Annotated in this window: 18 protein-coding genes; 11 read left to right on the plus strand and 7 right to left on the minus strand. The window is 63.4% G+C overall.

Annotation, left to right across the window (positions count from 1 at the left end; genetic code table 11):
- The first annotated feature begins 171 nt into the window (after positions 1-171).
- From ACL9RL_RS00255 to ACL9RL_RS00285, 7 genes are all read left to right on the plus strand, one after another.
- Positions 172-1,518: an ABC transporter substrate-binding protein gene (locus ACL9RL_RS00255; RefSeq protein ID WP_422778199.1), complete on the plus strand. Its 1,347-nt coding sequence runs from the start codon at positions 172-174 to the stop codon at positions 1,516-1,518.
- 181 nt (positions 1,519-1,699) lie between these two features.
- Complete coding sequence (locus ACL9RL_RS00260; protein ID WP_422778200.1) at positions 1,700-4,096, plus strand: glycoside hydrolase family 95 protein; 2,397 nt, start codon at positions 1,700-1,702, stop codon at positions 4,094-4,096.
- A 280-nt stretch (positions 4,097-4,376) separates the two neighbouring features.
- On the plus strand, positions 4,377-6,203 hold the full coding sequence (locus ACL9RL_RS00265; RefSeq protein WP_422778201.1) for an ATP-dependent nuclease: 1,827 nt from the start codon (positions 4,377-4,379) through the stop codon (positions 6,201-6,203).
- A gap of 453 nt (positions 6,204-6,656) precedes the next feature.
- Positions 6,657-7,583 (plus strand): HamA C-terminal domain-containing protein, encoded by a 927-nt coding sequence (locus ACL9RL_RS00270; protein ID WP_422778202.1) that lies wholly within the window; start codon positions 6,657-6,659, stop codon positions 7,581-7,583.
- A complete protein-coding gene (locus ACL9RL_RS00275) occupies positions 7,580-9,118 on the plus strand; it encodes a DEAD/DEAH box helicase (protein WP_422778203.1) in 1,539 nt (512 codons plus the stop codon). The genes ACL9RL_RS00270 and ACL9RL_RS00275 overlap by 4 nt, the downstream gene beginning before the upstream one ends.
- Positions 9,063-10,121, plus strand: a complete 1,059-nt coding sequence (locus ACL9RL_RS00280) for a hypothetical protein (RefSeq protein ID WP_422778204.1) — start codon at positions 9,063-9,065, stop codon at positions 10,119-10,121. Before ACL9RL_RS00275 ends, ACL9RL_RS00280 begins: the two co-directional genes overlap by 56 nt.
- Positions 10,122-10,162: 41 nt before the next feature.
- Complete coding sequence (locus tag ACL9RL_RS00285; protein WP_422778205.1) at positions 10,163-10,873, plus strand: DCL family protein; 711 nt, start codon at positions 10,163-10,165, stop codon at positions 10,871-10,873.
- Between the two features lie 242 nt (positions 10,874-11,115).
- Here ACL9RL_RS00285 and ACL9RL_RS00290 read toward each other — a convergent pair whose 3' ends face one another.
- Positions 11,116-11,445 carry a hypothetical protein gene (locus tag ACL9RL_RS00290; RefSeq protein WP_422778206.1) on the minus strand — a complete coding sequence of 110 codons (330 nt, stop codon included), beginning with the start codon at positions 11,443-11,445 and terminating at the stop codon, positions 11,116-11,118.
- 244 nt (positions 11,446-11,689) lie between these two features.
- Here ACL9RL_RS00290 and ACL9RL_RS00295 point away from each other — a divergent pair, with 244 nt between their 5' ends.
- Positions 11,690-12,583: an alpha/beta fold hydrolase gene (locus tag ACL9RL_RS00295; protein WP_422778207.1), complete on the plus strand. Its 894-nt coding sequence runs from the start codon at positions 11,690-11,692 to the stop codon at positions 12,581-12,583.
- A gap of 47 nt (positions 12,584-12,630) precedes the next feature.
- On the opposite strand, the gene ACL9RL_RS00300 is transcribed toward ACL9RL_RS00295, so the two are convergent.
- On the minus strand, positions 12,631-13,149 hold the full coding sequence (locus tag ACL9RL_RS00300) for a hypothetical protein (RefSeq protein ID WP_422778208.1): 519 nt from the start codon (positions 13,147-13,149) through the stop codon (positions 12,631-12,633).
- 134 nt (positions 13,150-13,283) lie between these two features.
- Positions 13,284-13,742: a VOC family protein gene (locus ACL9RL_RS00305; RefSeq protein WP_422778209.1), complete on the minus strand. Its 459-nt coding sequence runs from the start codon at positions 13,740-13,742 to the stop codon at positions 13,284-13,286.
- Positions 13,743-13,857: 115 nt separating this feature from the next.
- On the opposite strand from ACL9RL_RS00305, the gene ACL9RL_RS00310 reads away from it, so the two are divergent.
- Positions 13,858-14,805 carry a DUF1214 domain-containing protein gene (locus ACL9RL_RS00310; RefSeq protein WP_422778210.1) on the plus strand — a complete coding sequence of 316 codons (948 nt, stop codon included), beginning with the start codon at positions 13,858-13,860 and terminating at the stop codon, positions 14,803-14,805.
- Between the two features lie 109 nt (positions 14,806-14,914).
- Here the strand turns inward: ACL9RL_RS00310 and ACL9RL_RS00315 are convergent, their stop codons facing one another.
- The gene (locus tag ACL9RL_RS00315; RefSeq protein WP_422778211.1) at positions 14,915-15,382 is read right to left on the minus strand and encodes a hypothetical protein; all 468 of its coding nucleotides are present in this window, start codon (positions 15,380-15,382) and stop codon (positions 14,915-14,917) included.
- Between the two features lie 232 nt (positions 15,383-15,614).
- The gene (locus tag ACL9RL_RS00320) at positions 15,615-16,235 is read right to left on the minus strand and encodes an NAD(P)H oxidoreductase (RefSeq protein ID WP_422778212.1); all 621 of its coding nucleotides are present in this window, start codon (positions 16,233-16,235) and stop codon (positions 15,615-15,617) included.
- Positions 16,236-16,460: 225 nt separating this feature from the next.
- Between ACL9RL_RS00320 and ACL9RL_RS00325 the strand changes: the two genes are divergently transcribed.
- Both ACL9RL_RS00325 and ACL9RL_RS00330 read left to right on the plus strand, forming a co-directional pair.
- A complete protein-coding gene (locus ACL9RL_RS00325) occupies positions 16,461-16,802 on the plus strand; it encodes a winged helix-turn-helix transcriptional regulator (protein ID WP_422778213.1) in 342 nt (113 codons plus the stop codon).
- Positions 16,803-16,830: 28 nt separating this feature from the next.
- Entirely contained in the window at positions 16,831-17,121 is a 291-nt protein-coding gene (locus ACL9RL_RS00330) for a hypothetical protein (RefSeq protein ID WP_422778214.1), read from the plus strand.
- Here ACL9RL_RS00330 and ACL9RL_RS00335 read toward each other — a convergent pair.
- On the minus strand, positions 17,118-18,125 hold the full coding sequence (locus tag ACL9RL_RS00335; protein ID WP_422778215.1) for a LacI family DNA-binding transcriptional regulator: 1,008 nt from the start codon (positions 18,123-18,125) through the stop codon (positions 17,118-17,120). The genes ACL9RL_RS00330 and ACL9RL_RS00335 overlap by 4 nt on opposite strands.
- Positions 18,122-18,889 (minus strand): creatininase family protein, encoded by a 768-nt coding sequence (locus ACL9RL_RS00340; protein WP_422778216.1) that lies wholly within the window; start codon positions 18,887-18,889, stop codon positions 18,122-18,124. The genes ACL9RL_RS00335 and ACL9RL_RS00340 overlap by 4 nt, the downstream gene beginning before the upstream one ends.
- Positions 18,890-18,891 lie beyond the last annotated feature (2 nt).

The raw sequence follows: 18,891 nt of genomic DNA on the forward strand, positions 1-18,891 counted from the left end.
GCGCCGACGCCCTGTGCCGCCGTCAGTTCCACCCGACACCGCTCACCCCACCCGCTCCACCCCACATCAATACAGATCTCCGAAGCCTGCAGCTTCGGGCGCGCCCAGGGGAGCGCTCAATCCTCGGACATGACTGAACACCGGGTGCGAACCCGACAAGAGAGGCACAACATGAGAACCGGAAAGATCGCCGCCGCAGTCGTCGGCATCGCCGTGGTAGCCGCCCTCAGCGGATGCTCTGCCGGCGCAGGAGCCGCAGACGCCGGCGGCAAGGCGACCGTGAACTGGTGGACCTGGGACCCGAACCAGGCCGCCGCCTACAGCGAATGCATCCCGGCGTTCGAGAAGGCGAACCCTGACATCAAGGTCGAAGTCAGCCAGTTCAACGTGAGCGACTACTTCACCAAGCTCACCACGGGCTTCGTCGCCAAGACGGCGCCCGATGCGTTCCAGAACAGCGTCACGTTCTTCGAGTCCTACGCCAGCCAGGGCCAGATCCTCGCGATGGACGACCTCATCAAGAAGTCCAACTACGACACGGGCGTCTTCGCTGACGGCGTCGACCTCTGGAAGTACACCGACGGCAAGCAGTACGGTCTGCCGCTGGACTGGGCCGCCGCTGCGCTCTACTTCAACAAGGACCTGGTGCAGCAGGCGGGTCTGACGGACGACCAGCTCGAGAACCTGACGTGGAACCCGAAGGACGGCGGCACGTTCCTGTCGGTCGTGAAGCACCTGTCGGTGGACGTCAACGGTGTCCGCGGTGACGAGGCCGGGTACGACAAGGACCACGTCGCCGTGTATGGCATCGGTGCGCTCGCGTCGAACGACAACCTCGGTCAGACGACGTGGGGTCCGTTCGCCGGTAGCGCCGGGTTCAAGCTGACGGACAAGCCCAACTGGCCGACGCAGTTCAACTACGCGGACAAGACGTTCATCAGCACGATGGACTTCATCCGTTCGTTGAGCGATGACGGCTTCGCGCCGAAGCTCGGACAGTTCACGACGGGTGGGTCCGACCAGATCGGTTCCGGCAAGGTCGCCATCGTCCCGGGTGGATCGTGGGAGGCGACGTCCCTGACGAAGCTGCCGGGTGTGAAGGTCGGCATCGCGCCGGTGGTGTCGTCCGAGGACGGCAAGCGTTCCGTCATCACCAACATGAACGGCAACAACATCTGGGCGGGCACGAAGCACCAGGAGCAGACCTGGAAGTGGGTCTCGTACATGGGTTCCGAGGCGTGCCAGACGGCGGCTGCGACGTCGAACGGGTCGTTCTTCCCGTCGATCGCGAAGTCGATGACGGCGCTCATCGACAGCTCGTCGAAGGCCGGTGTGGACCTGTCCGTGTTCGGTCAGTACCAGTCGAGCGGTTCGCTATTCCCCGCCCCCGCGTACAGCAACGGCGCGAAGATGGAGGCGGAGATCCGTCCGCAGTTCGAGGCGTACTTCCTCGGACAGACCGGCGATGAGACCTGGCCGAAGCTGCAGGAGCAGACGAAGCAGATCATCGCGGGATAGCGCGTTGGATCGGCCGTGGTCGGGCGGTTGCCCGGCCGCGGCTGTTCTGCGTTGATCCGTTGGTCCTCCCGCTTGTCCGCCAATCCTCCGGCTCTTCCAGCTCTCCTCCAGCCGTTTCCCCGGCCTTTCCTCCAGTCCTTCTTCCAGCCCGCTCGACCTGAACACGAGAGAACTGATCACCATGGCAACCGAAGCACCCTCCGCGTCGACCTCCCGCTCGTCGGAGCTCCCCGTGCACGAACTCTGGTACCGGACGCCTGCGACCAGATGGTTCGAGGCGCTGCCGATCGGCAACGGCCGGTTGAGCGGCATGGTGTTCGGCGGAACGACCGTCGACCGCATCCGTCTGTCGGAGGCGACCGCGTGGTCCGGATCGGCGTCGGACACCGATGTGAGTCCGACGGCGAAGGAGTTCCTCGCACCCATCAGGTCGCTGCTCTTCGAGGGGCGCACCGAGGAGGCGCATCGGCTCACGGAGGAGCATCTGCTCGGTCGGCCGACGGCGTTCGGGACGAACCTGCCGTTGCCGGAGGTGCTGATCGACTTCGGTGATGCGGAGGTCGCGACGGGCTACCGTCGGTCGCTCGACATCGCGGAGGCGGTTGCGCGGTCCGAATACGTTCGAGGAACAGTTCCGTTCCGAACCGAAACGTTTGCCTCGCGACCGGATCACGTGATCGTGCACCGCATCGAGGCGGGTGCGGGTGGTGCCGGTGTGGGCGCCGCTGCTCGTGGCGCTGAGGCGTCCACCGGCGCTGCGGGCCCGCTGAACCTCGCTGTCTCGGTCGGCGAGGCGGTCTATCCGCTGGTGACGACCATCGAGGACGGTGATCTCGTCCTGTCCGGTCGTGCGGTCGAGACGCTGCACAGTAACGGTGTCGACGGGGTGGACCTCGTCATCCGGGTGCGGGTGATCGCCGATGGCGACGGCTCGGTCGTTTCGGCCGATGCTGCCGCTGGTGCGCTGTCGGTCGGCGGTGCGCGGTCGGTGACGGTCATCATCGCCGTCGGGACGAGTTGGGACGGCGCCGATGCTGCGAAGCAGGCGGCAGAGCTCGTTGCGGGCGCGGGGGAGCAGCCCTTCGAGGCGTTGCGGGCGTCGCATGTCGCGGACTATCGCGAGTTGTTCGATCGGGTCGCGATCGATCTCGGTGCCGGTGACCCTGCGCTGGTCGAGCTGCCGACGGATGTGCGACGCGATCGGTTCGCGGCGGGGGCCGAGGATCCGCAGCTCGTGGCGTTGTACTTCCAGTTCGGTCGGTACCTCACCATCGCGGGGTCGCGTCATGATTCGCCGTTGCCGCTCGCGTTGCAGGGGCAGTGGAATGACGGGCTCGCGAGCAGTGCGCCGTGGACGAACGATTTCCACCTGGACATGAACACGCAGCAGAACTATTGGGCGGCGGAGGTGACGGCGATCGGTGAGTGCCAGGAGCCGTTGCTGCGCTGGGTGGAGCGGCTGGCTGTCACGGGGCGGTCGACGGCTGCGGAGATGTACGGGGCGCGTGGTTGGGTGGCGCACACGGTGTCGAACGCGTGGGGGTACTCGGCGCCCGGGTGGGGCATGGGTTGGGGCTTGAATGTGACCGGTGGCGCGTGGATCGCGTTGCAGCACTGGGAGCGTTGGGATCACGATCGCGATGTCGATTTCCTGCGTGAGCGGGCGTATCCGGTGTTGCGGGAGTCGGCGCGGTTCTTCCTCGACTATCTGTCGGAGGATCCAGCGACCGGGTGGCTCGTGTCTGGCCCGTCGGATTCACCGGAGAACTGGTACGTGGGCGATGGCGGGCAGCAGGTCGCGGTGTCGATGGGGACCACTGCGGATCGGGTGTTCATCGAGGCGGTGTTCCGGATGGTCGTCGAGGCGGCGGGGGTGCTCGATGTCGATGCGGAGTTCGTGGCGGAGGTCCAGGCTGCGCGGGAGCGGTTGTCGCCGTTCCAGATCGGGTCGCACGGGCAGTTGCAGGAGTGGTTGCGTGATGTGGAGGAGGCCGTGCCGAGTCATCGGCACACCTCGCATCTGATGGCGTTGTTCCCGGAGCGGCAGATCACGGTGCGTGAGCAGCCGGAGCTGGCGGCGGCGGCTGTGGTGACGATCGAGCGTCGTGAGGCTGCGCCCGGTTGGGAGCAGACCGAGTGGGTCGAGGCGAATCTGATCGCGTACTTCGCACGGTTGCTCGACGGTGATCGGGCGGTGCAGCATGTCCGGCAGTTGATCGCGGATGCGAGCGAGGCGAACCTCATGAGCTTCTCCGCCGGTGGTGTCGCCGGTGCTGCGCAGAACATCTACTCGTTCGACGGCAACGCCGGTGGGACGGCCGGCATCGCAGAGATGCTGATGCAGTCCGACGGCACGACCGTCGAGCTGCTGCCGGCGCTCCCGTCGGAGTGGCCGGCCGGTTCCGTGCGTGGGTTGCGGGCGCGGAACGGTGTCGGTGTCGATCTGGTGTGGGCTGATGGGGTTCTGAGCAGTGCGGTCCTGCGTGCGCGTCACGACGTCGAGGTCGTGGTGCGGTACGGGGAGCGGGTTGTGGCGGTCACCTTGTGCGCAGGCGAGGAGCGCGCGCTCGCCGTTTAACCGCAACGAGTCAAGACCGTCGCACGTTTCTGACTGGACGTAGGACGGTCTTGACGCATAGCTATAACACTTGCGTCTTGGTGTGTCGCTGCAGCCTTGCACGGTGCATGGTGGTTCGATTCGCGACTCTCGGGGAAGCACGATCGTTGCTCGACGTCCGTTAAGTCTGACGCCGGTAGATCGTCGCGAGCAACCCGTTCAGTTCGCTACGCTCAAAGCTAGGGGGCCTTCGCGCGAGCGCCGAGGCAAAGAGGGGGAAGCAACAATGAAAATGCGCCTAGTGAGCATGAGACTGGAAAACATCGGCGGTTTCACTACCACGGAGTTCAATCTCGAGAAGGATGCCCTCCTCATAGGCGAGAACAATTCGGGCAAGACGTCGCTGCTCCGCACTATCAATTGGGTGCTCAACACCCTCGACGAGCGGCTGCTGGCAGGTCTCCGAAGTTTGACGCGAGTCGAACAGCAACTGCTGCTCCCTGCGAGGGCGACTCGAAATCGGGCTCGCCGAATCTTTCTTCGAATCCATATCAGCGACGGGCGCTCGGCGCGTAAATACGCCGCCGACCAGGACGGGATCGCAGAAGTTCGGATCCAGTTCCGCCAGGGGAATAATTTCGCACGCCTGGGGCCGCCGGAACGAGGAGAAGCCCCGCAGACGGAAGCGAGAGCTACCGAGCTGATCGATCGTCTACAGGACGAGTACACATGCCTTTATATTCCTGCGACGCGAGATGGAAGCTCGGCACTTTTCGCGGAGCTTCTGAGGGCTGCGCTCCGTAAGCGACTCGAGGAACGAATGATCTACGACGGGCTAGGGAGACCAGCCGGCGTTCCAAAGGCGACAGGAGACGCAGCGGATCGACTAAGTCGAGATGCGAGCAATATCGCCAATAGTGTTTGGAACGATGCGAAGTGCCTCATCCAAGGAGGATTTGAGCCGAGCGGGACTTTCAGCGCGAGCATTCTGCCCGCTGACCTGGTCGATTTGGTAGTTCGTCAGATGGAGGCTCGATTCAGCACGGGCGAACATGATTCCGAAACCGTGGCTGTTGAGAGCTTAGGGGCAGGGCTTCAGAGCGTATTGACTATGGCAGTTGCGCAGTTGTCGCTCGCGAGCGACTCTCGTCAGCTCCTTCTTCTTGAGGAACCCGAGGCTTTCCTGCATCCGAGTGCGCAGCGGACGATCGCGCAGCAGATTTTTGGAAGGGCACGGACGCAAACGATCGCGACAACTCACAGCAGTGCCATTCTTGCAGAAGTGTCCCCGTCGGACGTCGTTGTCCTAAGATCCCATGCTGCGTACCCCGCCGCCGCCGTCTCGGGGATTCAAGACGCAAAAGACCGGTATTTTCTATCGTCTCTGGTTTCGCTCGGGATGTTTGATCGAAGCCTTCTTCTCGTGGAGGGGCCAGGCGATGTGGCGTTTTTCGAGGGCCTGCGTCGGCAGCTTTATGAACACCTTCCGCCATCCGTTCTAAATAGAATGCGGGTGTGCGCAACTGGCAGTAAGACATCTTTTGGGCCGTGGCTTCGCCTCTTGCGTCGCTTCGTTAATCAGGGGTCGGGGGAATTCGCCTATAACGTCATCATCTGCGCGGACTCGATTGATGCAGGGGCCGACGTGACGAGAGCGCTTAGGGAGTCTGGTGTTGTGGTGCCCGCCGCTCTAGCAACAGCTATCGCAAACATGACGTCTGGCCTGGACGTTAAGGCTGGTTCGCAGAATTCCGTGGAACTCTCCGCTAGAACGGTTGCTGTAAACAGAGCCGCGCTCGCCGCGGACGTGCCCGTGCATTTCAGTGCGATTGACCTCGAGTATTCGATGCTCGAGAACGTGTCTGATGCGCGCGCAGTTCAGTTCGCGAATGAACGTGACATTAACGCGGTGAATTGCCACGAGTTGATGGCAAGGATGGGTTCAAAGGGGACCGCCCTTGCTGCTTCGGACAAAGCTGGAGCGAAAGCTCCATACGTTCGTGCCGAGTTAGCGCAGTGGCTCGAGTGGGATGAAATACCCGCTAACGTGAAATCGCTTCTGTGGCGGTGGGTCGTCGGAGCCGCGGACACCGAGCAGCGCATCGTGCGACCGGGCTTCTTGACGTGATCGCTGTTATTGCAGAGAACCATCGGAGAGCGTCATAGCCAGTCTCTCACGGCGCATGGGTTTCGAGACGCGCGCTTGTGTTGCAGTCTGGACGAGCTTGGCTGCGTATCGCACGGCACTTGCGGGCGCTTGTCGATGATTCCGGTGTGGACTGCCTGTCCAGGGCGCGCATGCGCCGAGTGATCAAGCCTCCGCGCTGCTAGGAGCTCAGCTTGCACTTGTCTGATGGAACCCGTTTCCGGAGATCGACGCCGACAAGACTTGGTCGTCCTGCAGCCCGCAAATAGGTTGGTGGCCCCACTATGATGTTGGCTATGACAATTGCGCTCCCGCGAGATGAGTCTCGCCGTTTGGGTAAGAGCGACTCTGCCAACGACCGTTCAAGCATCCGCTGCGAGTACGTAAGCCGCGTCGCCTGTTCCACCGAGTCCTCAAAGCGCTGAGCTGGACTTGATGACGCAACTCGCAGCTCTCGACGACATCGCTGCCGGGACACGTGAGCAGATTGGGGCGTTCTTCCACGTAATTGGAGAACGGGCAATCCCTGACACACGTGTGAACTATCGTGTGCATTGGCTGGCGCTAGACGGGAACGGGCGTGACCGCACCGCGGCCTTGGCCCACCATCTTTACTACCGAATTGCAGATTATTGCATTCCGCGTACGCGCCTTCTTGAGGCGCGTACGCGCGATGACCGCGAGGGCGGCAACGCACAAATGATGATGTTGCAGGAAGAAGCTCGTCGCTTGTTCATCGACTCGGACACTTCCGGCGAGGGAGGAGAGCTCCTCCTCTACTTCCTGCTTGAGGCGGAGCTAAATCTACCGCAGGTGCTATGCAAGATGCCCTTGAAGACAAACTCAAAAATGCCGATTCATGGGGTTGACGGCATACACGCCGGGAGGCGCGAGAATGGCGGCCTCGCTGTGTACTGGGGTGAGTCAAAGCTCTATACAGATGTGCAGGCGGCGATGACAGAGTGCTTTTCGAGCATCGCACCGTTTCTTCTGGACGACGGGACGGGAGCTGCGCATCGCGATCTCGTCCTTGTCAGGGAAGGTGTGGACGCCGGAGATCGAGAGCTCTCGCTAGAGCTCGTCCAATACTTCACTGATGATGCACCAGAGCGGCTGAACCTCGAGGTTCGGGGCGCATGCCTCGTCGGATTCACCCACGATGCGTATGGTCACCCCTTCGAAGAAGATGAGATCACAATGCTCGCGGCAGTCGAAGAGCGCGTGAACGCATGGGCGAAGAGCGTAGGGACAAGAGTGCTGAACCGCGACATTTGCGACTTCGAAATCGAGTTCTTCTGTATGCCCTTGCCGTCAGCCGATAGGTTGCGGACCGCGTTTAACGATCTACTGAGGCACAAATGAACGACGACGAATACTGGGGCAAAGTAGCCGCCCTCCCAGCGTTCACGGACGGTGTTCGGCTGTCGACGCTGAAATCTGCGCTTAGCTTTTTCGCCGATGTGCGACCGGAGGCGGTCATAACAAGCGTTGATTGGGACCGCTATCTGCTTGTAGCGAGCCTTGTCACCCTTGAAGCGCCGGAAGCGGTGCAGTCCGGTGCTCTCAGGATCGTGCAAGGGTGCGTGCAGGACATTGCCGCGTCAGCGGGACAGAAGGAAGCCGCTGAATACCTGCTCCGGCGCCTCGGCAACGAGCGCGCGGCAGAGCTCGCGCACAAGAAAGGGCTTGCAGCTGACAGCGAGGATGGAGTCAGCGCGAGTCCGTTGTCGCTCGATCTTATTCGGAGGACTCTGGAACTCAGCGTCGATGGAGGTGACCATCGGGTACCGGTTAACTACTTCCAGCGTCAGTTCTGGAGTTCCGCCGAGAAATCGAGGTGGACCAGCGTCTCTGCTCCGACTTCGGCCGGTAAATCCCACATCGTCAGGCTGTGGCTGGAGAAGCAGATCGCTTCTCAACCCCAATACCGTGCCGTGTATCTGGTTCCTACTCGTGCATTGATTGAAGAAGTCAGCAGGGAGTTGGAGAGCGCTCTCGGCGATCGAGCAACTGTCACCACAATGCCGTGGGACATGAGGGTTGATCAAAAGCCGCACGAACTCTTTGTTCTCACCCAAGAGCGACTGCACATTCTGTTGCGCAAGCGGCCAGAGATGACATTCGACCTCATCTTCGTGGACGAGGCGCAGAAACTGAACGACGGAGCACGTGGAGTGCTTCTTCAGAGAACCATTGACGAAGCTGCGCGCCGGGGTGAACCCAAGATTATCTTCGCAAGTCCGCTCACTTCGAACCCAGGGCTACTGGTCGAAGGAGTGCCCGGTCCATCGACGGCTCTGGTCAGCGAAACGGTCACCGTGAATCAGACTCTCATTCACGTAAACCAGCAACCAGGCAATACTAGGTTGTGGAACATGATCGCTCTTGTGAGCGGCGAACGAGTGCCTATCGGGGAGTTCGACCTACCTGCAAGGCCCGTTCCTGAGAGTAAGCGGCTCTCGCTCGTTGCAGTTGCGCTTGGAGGCAAACACTCCGGCAACGTTGTATATGCCAACGGTCCAAGTGATGCAGAGAAGACCGCTGGACAGATTTGCGATGCGCTTTCGGCATCGAACTGGGAGGTGTCAGAAGCGACGCTGGAGGTAATTGAACTCATTGAGAAGACGATCCACCCTCAATACCTCCTTGCTGATTATCTAAAGCAAGGCGTCGCATTCCATTACGGCAACATGCCGCTGCTTGTTCGTGAGGCAGTGGAGAGACTTTTTTCGCAGCGGGGACGTTCGCTACCTCGTCTGCACCTCGACTCTCCTCGAAGGAGTGAACCTGCCATGCCAGAACCTCTTCGTCAGGGCGCCTCGCAAGGGGAACAAGGTGCTGATGTCAGCGTCGGACTTCTGGAATCTTGCCGGTCGGGCGGGCCGATGGGGGGTTGAGTTCCAGGGCAACATTGTGTGCATCGACACCGCGGCGGAAAGTACCTGGCTTGAAGTTCCGATTCGCCGCACACGCCTGCCGATGGCAAGAGCGACCGATGTTATTTCGCGAGATTTCGACGACCTACGTCAATACATCGCAGACGACACGCCCGTCGATGCGACGCGTTCAGATCCCATCCTTCAGGCACTCTTCGGTATCCTCACGTCGGCACGACGGCAGGGCCGCGAACTCGCGGATCTGCCATGGATGCGACTCACCGTGGACGAGTCGACCGTGCTATCCGAACTCGTTGACGAGAAGTTGGCTGGCTTGACAGTGTCCGAGGACACGCTTCAGCTTCATGCAGGTATCAGCCCGATCTCGATACAGCGCTTGTACGAAGACTTCCGAACGGCGGACCATCGAGATTCCTTTGAATTGGTTGCGCCTGAGAGCTTAGACGCGGTCAGTTCATATATGCGTGCCATCGCGATCTGCTTCAGACTATTGGGCGCTGACTTCACCCAGAACGAAGCCCGTCATTTCTCTCTCGCGCTGCTCTTCGTGGAATGGATGAAAGGGAAACCTCTCGCCGTCCTAATCGGGAGCCGATTGCGATACTTGCGCAAAGCCGGGAAAGACTTTACCCTTGCGGTCGAGATCCGGAACGTACTTCGAGACGTCGAGCAGTACGCGCGCTTCGAAGGGCCGCTGTTCCTTGCATGCTACGCCGACGTCCTTAATGAGGCGATTCCATCCGGTGCGGAGCACGATGACACGCGAGATATCGCGATGATGATGGAACTTGATGTTTCGCGCGGCACAGAGGTGTCGATGATGAGTCTCGGCCTTTCGCGGACAAGCGTGGTGGCGCTCTCCGAACACATTGTCGGCGATGACCTCACCCCCGCGGAATCGCTCGCGTGGATCGCATCGCATGACGTCAGAGCCCTAGATTTGCCGGCTCTCGTTGTCGCTGAAATCCTGGATGTGTCGCGCAGGCGAGCAAACCTCGGGTAGTCCACACACGAGTCGGACATACGTCATTTGAAGGGCAAACGATGGTGGCCAAACCGGTAGTCTTGCGAACGTTTCGTTGGGATACCATTTCGGCGGCGAAGGCCGCTTTCAAGGCAATTTTGCATGCCTACGATCTGGATGAGCGTGTTAGCGACCCTTTGCATGAGGCGATGCTTCGCGAGCTTCTTGAGCAACATCAGCGCGCGCAGGAAAAGACCGGTGTCGGAGTCGATAGTTTCTACATTGGGCGAACAGAGCAACTGGAAGGTAGTGTTCGCTACTGGAGCGGGCGAGGTATCTGGATTCGCCGGGTAGACGGCACCACCGCCGACTTCGGTTATAACGCAGCCATAGCCGGCCCATCGCCGAAAGTAGATGTGAAAGACGCTTTGCGCCATGCTGTGAGCGATCGCCGCGATCGCTACAGGGAGAGCCAATTTGTCAGCGGTTCTGACGTGACGTGTGTTCTAAGCGGTGAAGTGCTCGACGAGGCGGACGCGCAGGTGATTTACGTAGATCCCGCATGGGAACAGCTCACATATCGATTCGCGCAGAGCGAAGGTGGTTGGGAGTGCATCGAGGTTAGTTCGGGCGAAGGCGACGTACAAATCGGCGGTCGAATCGCGGACCCTGACGTCCTAAGTCGATGGCTAGAGTTCTTCGACGCGCAAGCGAACTTTGCGCTCGCATCCCGGTCACAGGCTGCCCGACGTCCGTGGCCCGACGAAACGGCATGGGACCCGGCATCATGAGATTGTGAGGGTGACATCCTGATCCGGCGCAATATATCTCACTTCACCGTTTCGCAGTGGGAGAGTCAGCAAGCTTGACGACAAGGAGTTGTGCAAGCGCCACGCGGCAACGGACGCGCACCAAGCGTGGAGCAGTCCAGTGCTCACCCGACGGTGTCGTCGGCGGCTCTCGGGTTAGCGAGGCAATGAGGTTGTCTTGGCGTGCGTCGGATCGGCGAGGCACTTTGGCCCGGTGCTGATGGTCAGGTCTCGATGAGCTTGCGTACCAGTTCGACCTCCGCCGGGTCGGAAATGAAGTGTTCAACCGGGGCGTCGGTGATGAATGGCTCAAAGCCGGCGACGCGGACGTAGATGACAGCGTTCTGTGTCGCCTGGACCTCGCTATAGATGATGTATTGGCTTCGTCGTTGTCTCTTGGCCCAGTTCTCCACCTCGTGGACATCTCTCGCGTCGTGGACTCTGACGGTGTTGACGACGAGACCAGGATCGAGGCTCCAGAAGTCAACACGGTAGATCGGGGCGATGATCGTGTCAGATTCTGGCGGGAAACTGCTCGGTTCCTCGATGCGCATGGACCCAGTGAATCACAGGGCCTCCGACTACAGGCAGCAACGCGTAGGTCCGGTCTTCGTCCGGGTGCTGCGAACTCATTTCTCGACACTCGCGCGAGTCAGGTCGTCGCGTGAGGAACCCCGAGCTTGTCGGATTCCGTAGCTCGTCGCCTCAAGCGCACACCCGCCAGCCCAACGTCCTGGCCATAACCTACATATAGCGGTCAACGACACCGACCGAGCCAGTAGAACGAAGGACGCCGGAATGCCAATCAGTGACGTCGAGTTCGTCGACACACCCTTGCTCCGCATCGGGTACGAGTCGCTCGGCGACGCGGATGGCCAGCCCATCGTGCTCCTGCACGGGTTTCCCTACGATGTTCGTTCCTACGACGAGGTGGCCCCTCGACTGGCGCAGGCGGGGATGCGGGTCATCGCGCCCTATCTCCGTGGCTACGGCCCCACGCGATTCCTGTCCGACGAGACGCCGCGCTCCGGACAGCAAGCAGCGCTCGGTCGGGACGTGATCGACCTCCTGGACGCGCTCGGCATCGAGCGTGCGATCGTTGCCGGGTACGACTGGGGCGGGCGCGCCGCCTGTGTCGCCGCAGCGCTCTTCCCCGAACGGATCAACGGGTTGGTCACCGTCTCCGGCTATCCCATCCAGGACATCGCCGCGTCTGTCGAACCGGCCGACCCGCTCGATGAACGACTGGACTGGTATCAGTACTACTTCCACTCTGAGCGGGGCCGGCGCGGTCTTGAACGCTACCGCGAGGATCTGTGTCGTTCGCTGTGGCGCGATTGGTCGCCGGAGTGGACCGATGCGGAGACCGCGTTCGCGGCGTCGGCACCCAGCCTGCACAACCCGGACTTCGTCGACGTCGCCATCCACTCCTATCGGCATCGCTTCGGACTGGTCGACGGAGACCCGCGCTACGACGACCTCGAGCGTCGTCTCGCCGAGCGCCCGACGATCTCCGTGCCCACCGTCTCAATCGACAGCGGAGCGGACGGGTTCGGCTGGTTCGACTCGTCGGAGGACGCGTCCCACTTCTCTGGCCCCTTCGAGCGCGTTGTGCTGCCCGGGGCCGGCCACAACCCGCCGCAGGAGGACCCGGCGGGTTTCAGTGATGCGGTGCTCGCGCTCGTGCAGTGATCCCGCTGCCCGCACCGTTCGCGCGGGACCACGTCATCAGCGGTCGGTCATCTCAGGCGTGTTCCGCCACGAAGTTCCGGGAGGAAGCTCGCGATGACCTCGGGCACGGCTGCAGCGTCGTCACCGAAGGCTACGAGTGGTGCATAGACGAGCGATCGGGGGATCCACTTGCCTTTCCACGACGCCGTCACGATGAGATATCCATGCGCGACTGCTGCGCGGTCGTAGTCCTGCCACGCGTAGGTCTGGCTCTGATTCGATGACTGCGAGTGCCAGCCGGAAGCATCGAGCGTCACGTCGATGGCGCTGCCATCGGGAACGGCCGGCGTGAGGCTCTTCAGCAATGAGTGCTTGAGCACGAGACGCATGACCACAACGAGCAGCAGCAGGACTGCAAGGACCCCGGTGAGGAACCACGCCACCACGATGCCGGTTGTCAGGATGAGCGCGGCGGCGATGGTCACGAGGGCGCAGAGGATGGCGAGGAATGGCCAACGCAGGGTCGATGGACGCAGATCCCACACGAAGTCGTAGACAGCGCGACGCTCCCGATCAACGTCGAGCACCCAGTGCCCGTGCAGTACGGGAGATGTGTGTGGAGCCTGTCCCGCAGGCACACTCGTCGGAGTCCTCGCCGAATGGTCCTGATTCGCGTCCGCCACGATTGCCAGAGTACCAACGCAGTCGTCAGTGGAACGGATCATGCACCCGCGTCGGCAGTCGACCCCTTCGTCAGGTCCTGCGCGAGCATCACGATGATGCCGCTTGGACCACGCAGATACGAGAGCTTGTAGACGTCCTGGTAGTTCGCGACTCCTCGGAGCGGATGGCAGCCGTGCTTCGCCGCGATCGCGATCGCCTCGTCGATGTCGTCGACCGAGAAGGCCACCCGGTGCATGCCGATCTCGTGGGGCAGGGTCGGCTCGGTTTCGATCGCATCAGGGTGGATGTACTCGAACAGTTCGATCCGTCCGCGTCCATCCGGCGTCTGCAGCATTGCGATCTTGGCGTGGTTGCCGTCGAGACCGACGGCGGTGTCGGCCCACTCGCCACTCACCGTGTCGCGACCGACGACCGTGAGTCCGAGGTCGGTGAAGAAGGAGACCGCCGCTTCGATGTCGCGAACCGCGATGCCGACATTCTCAAGAGTGATGGACATGTGATGCATGCTACCCGCGGTCCGCACCGCGCGGTCCAAGACTCTTGAGCATCCGACATCCCGCCCGATAGCGTTGGGCCCACTACCGAGTGGAGGGACTCTGATGGTCGAGCGCGTGAACGTTGACAACTTCGTGGAGGCAGAGACGGGGCGCATGTTCGCCGCGCTGCAGGTCGCGGCGGGTGGGGTGAACACCTTCCGTCACAACGCCCAGCCGGCGTCGATCGACGAGCAGACGGTGGTGCGCCTGAACCGTGACACGCTCTACAGCTTCGCCATCGCCGACATCAGCGCCGGCGCAACTTTGACGCTCCCCGACGCGGGTGATCGCTACATCTCCGCGATGATCGTCAACGAGGATCACCTGATCAACCGGATCTTCCACACGGCCGGATCCTTCGAGCTCACGACTGAGGAGTTCGGCTCGCCCCACGTGCTCGTCGCTGTGCGCATCCTCGCCGATCCGGACGATGAAGCCGATCTCGCCGTCGTCGGTGCGTTGCAGCAGCACATCGGCCTCCAATCGCGATCGTCGAAGCCCTACGCTCTTACCGAGTACGACGCGGCATCGCTCGATGAGACGCGGAGCGCCCTGTTGACGCTCGCGAAGGGTGTCGGCGGCTATCGCGGCATGTTCGGCACCGCAGACGAGATCAGCCCGGTGCGCCACCTGATCGGGACCGCTTCCGGCTGGGGCGGGCTGCCCGAGTCGGAGGCCGTCTATGTGGGGGTGGACCCGGGCCTTGCACCGGGCAGCTACACGATGACGATGCGGGACGCCCCGGCCGACGCGTTCTGGTCGATCTCCGTCTACAACGCCGAAGGCTACTTCGAGCCCAACCCCGCCGGCCGATACACGATCAACAGCATCACCGCGAAGCAGGCGGCAGACGGTTCCATCACGGTTCACTTCGTCGACGATCCGACCACGAACCTCCCGAACGCCATTCCGACGCCTCAGGGCTGGAACCTCCTGGTGCGCCTGTACCGCCCTCGGGCGGCGTACTTCGACGGCACGTGGACGGTGCCTCCGATCGTGGCCACGGACGAAGCAACCGCATGAGATCGTCTCTGTGAGTGGTCGCATTTGGTTCGACCGTTCACAGAGACCTCGCTGATTGTGTCCGCGTCCTCGGCGATAGTCAGGATTGGATGATGAGTGACGGTCGCCCTCAGATGTGGGAAATGGCTCGCCGGGAGGGTTCCGCGCTCCTCCGACGGAAGAGGACGTAGGCGCACGTCACACCCGCGGCGATGCCGAGCGTCAACGCCAGGAGCAGCATGTCGGTGCGCGGGTTCTCCAAGGAACCCGTCGTCCAGGCGAACAGCAGCGCCGACAGGAGCGCCACGCCGCACCCGGTTGCGAGACGCACGATCGGCACACGTCGCTCGGAGGTGTTGGACCTCACCCCTGCGGCGATCCCGCCAACCGCAGCGCCGGTGAGTGCTCCACCGATGATCGCGAAACCCTGCGCGAACTGCCCGATTCCGGAGGTGATCGAGTACTCGGGTCCGTAGGCGCCGATCGACATCGCGACCACGATCCCGACCCAAGCGATCACTGCGCCGAACACGACGCCGCCCCACACCATCTGGATCCCGCGGAACGAGTAGTCGAGGTCTGGTTGCTCATCGTTCACGGCGTGACTCCATCCTTCGTGGCCGGGTGGGGCAGATCGGCTGCGGAACGATCTGCCCTCCTGCGCGTCCCAACTGCCTGGCGCAGGGGTCGGCCCGAAGGCACCGGCTCTCTGGCGACGGTAGCAGCGCATCGGCTCAGAAGCTCAGCGGACACCCGCGGACCGAGCCCGCGGACCGCGGACTGAGCCCGCGGGCCGCAGACCGAGCCCGCGGGCCGCAGCCCAACCCGAGCTACGCCCCGACCTCCGCGACCGCGAGTGTGCCGGCCAGTTCCTCGGCCACGGAACGCGCCTGCGCGCGCAGCGCCGCGTAGTGGGCGTCGAGATCGTCGATGCCATCACCGAGCGTGTCGTGGAGCAGCACGACCCGGCTGTCCCCGACCCCGCACAGACCGGCGATGCCGACGTTGAGGTTGCGCGCGATCATGTCGTCGTACTCGCGCTTGCGGAACGCTTCCGCGCTCTCCCCGGCGAGCCCGATCCATCGTGCTGCGGCGATGCCGGACCGGCGCCCCTCGCCGTAGAACAGGCCGAAGTTCCACACCCGGTCGATGTAGCCCTTCATGATCGCCGGGACCGAGTACCACCACACTGGGAACACGAACACCAGCGCATCGGCCGCCTTCGTGCGCGCGGCCAGCTCCATGACCTCCGGCGTGTACTGCTTGTCCACGGTGATGAAGTCCGGTTCATCCGCCTCCCGCACGAGCGGATCGAACCCCTCGCGGTGCAGATCGATCTCATCGACCTCGAACCCCTGCGCGGTGAGCTCCTCGATCACATCCGAGGTGATGGTCGCGGTGAGCGAGTCGGTCCGGGGGTGCGCCCAGATCACCGTTGCGCGCTTCGTCATGCTGTTCGTCCTTCGTTCTGTGTGCATTCGACTGCGCCCGGGCACGCCGAGGACCGCCGTGTCACCGTGGTGACCGCGGCGGAGCGGCGCTTGCGGAGGGCGCGAGCCGGCGGATCGGGAGCGGTTGCTCATCGGGGATCCGCGTCGTACCGTTAGTCAAGCAGGCCACTTCGAATTGCGTAAGTATGCACTTTTCTGTCCTGTACTCACAGATTGGATAGTGACATGCGCGACAAGACGGCCGCAGCGATCGCGGTGTGCTCCGTGGAGACGACCGTGAGCATCATCGGCGGCTGCTGGAAGCTCACGATCATCCAGGAGTTGCTGGATCACACACTGCGCTACGGGGAACTCCGTCGAGCCGTCGGCGAGGTCACCGACCGCGTGCTCACCCGCCAGCTGCGCGAACTGGAGGAGGACGGCCTGGTCCACCGCGAGGTCTACGCAGAAGTGCCGCCGCGGGTGGAGTACTCCCTCACGCCGATGGGGGAATCGCTGCGCAGCCTGGTGCAGGCGATGGACGCGTGGGGTCTGGCCTGGGTCGCGGAGCAACCCGTGCGTGCGTGACCTGAGACCACAGCGATAGTCTGTGCCGGTGAGCGCAAAGAATGAGGCCATCTCGGCGCGAGCGTGCGCGATGCTCAGCATCGCGATCGCCGCGTTCTCCATCTACATCGTCGTCTCGACGGCACAGAACGGCGGTGGCTGGTCGTTCTCCGTCCTCGCCTGCTTCGTACCGCTGCTCTTCGCCGCGCAGGGCATCAGGATGAGCCGCCAACCCGGCGCCCCCTGGCCGACGTTCAGCCTCATCGGCTCGATCGTCGGAGCGGCACTCGGCCTGGTGTCCTTCGCTGGCTTCGCCTGGCTGCTGACGGTTTCGTCCTAGTCGGTCACACCGCGCGTCGACGCACCGAGCAGGAGCTGCGGGGCGAACGTCACCCGTCGCGCACCGGCGGTGCCGCCACCGCCGAACGCGTCCAGCAAGAGCCGCACGGCTTCCTGACCCATGGCCTCCCATGGGTGACGCAGCGTTGTGATCGCCCGCGAATCGCCGTCGTCGAACGACACGTCGAGCAGGCTCGCGACCTGCACCTGCCCAGGGACGTCGACCGAGTTCAACCGCAGAACGGTCGTGAGTCCGTGGGCGACGTCGTCGTTCGCGCACACGACGGCGTCGACCTCCAGCCCGGTGTCCACAAGCCGGTTCGCCGCCGCGACGCCGCCGGCGAGCACCGCGTCCGCCTCGATCGCGTCCACGAACGTCAGACCGTTCACGGCACACGATGCGCGGAGCGCGCCGATCCTGCGGGCGTCTGCCGGCACATCGGCCGACAGACCGACCGACAGCAGCGACCGCGCACCGGAGGCCGCAAGGCTGCCGACGAGCAGATCCGTCGCCCGGTGATCGTCGAGCCCCACGGAGTCCGTCGAGTTCCCGAAGATGAACCGACCGACCTGCACCACGGGCACCCGGCCGGCAGCGGCGATCGCGTCGCGGCTGACCTCCTCAGAGGGCGGGCAGATGATCATGCCGTCCACCCGGCGCGCGAGCAGTGCCTCGACGGTGTCGGCATCGTGCGCCTCCCCATCGGACGAATAGCGGAGCACGAGCGACAGCCCGGCATCGTCGAGCGCGTCGCTGACCGACTCGATCAACGCCGACAGGAACCCGGTGCTGTACCGGGGGAGGATGAGGCCCACGGTCTCGGTCCGCTGGCTCCGCAGCGCACTCGCGACGGCGTTGTGCCGGTACCCGAGCGAGGTAATCGCCTTGCGGACCGCCTTCGCCTTGTCGTCGGACACGAATCGTGCGCCGGACAGCACCCGAGAGGCGGTCGCGACGGAGACCCCGGCGGCCGTCGCGACGTCGGCGAGCGTCGGCTGCGTCATACGGACCCCTGAGGGTCCTGCGGTGAGGAACGCGCGTGCAGGATGCCGCTCACGAAGTCCGTGAGCACGTCGAGCGATGCGGTCACCGTGGCGTCGAGGATCGCCCGGCCCTTCTCCGCGGTTCCGGCGGACGGGTCGCCGAACACGCCCGATGGCGAGAACCGGTGCAACTGCATCGGCGTGGTCCCGAAGTCCGACGGGAAGTCCGGGTAGCAGGACACCGCCCGCGACAGGGACACCGCATCGGGTGCGAGTTCGAGCATCAACGACGTCTCGACCTCCTCCGCGTGGGCCAGCCCGGGCGCTGCGGCGCGGCTCGTGCGGACGGCGGCGATCGCATTGTCCATGCCCGGATAGTCGAGCGTGACCGTCGGGAACCCGGACGCGATCAACGACCGCGTCGCGGCATACAGCGGGTTGCGGTTGCCCCAGTCGCCGTTGACGATCACGAGCCCGCCCGCGCCGGACGCCTCCAATGCGCGCCCGAGGTCGGTGGCGATGGCGGTGACCGTCGCCGAGGACAGCGACAGCGTGCCTGGGTAGCCGGCGTTGTTCCAGGTGTCGCCGTAGTTCACCGGCGGCAGCAGCACGGCGTCGAGACGTTCCGCGAGCGACGCGGCCACCGCCTGCGCCGTGATCGTGTCCGTCCCGAGGGGTAGATGGGGTCCGTGCTGTTCGAGCGCGCCGAACGGCAGGATCGCGAGACCGTGCGATCGACGGAACGCCGCCGCGACGTCGGGCCAGGATGAGAGGAAAGCGTCCATCA

It is taken from the genome of Plantibacter sp. Mn2098, assembly GCF_049319745.1.
Taxonomy (GTDB): Bacteria; Actinomycetota; Actinomycetes; order Actinomycetales; family Microbacteriaceae; genus Plantibacter.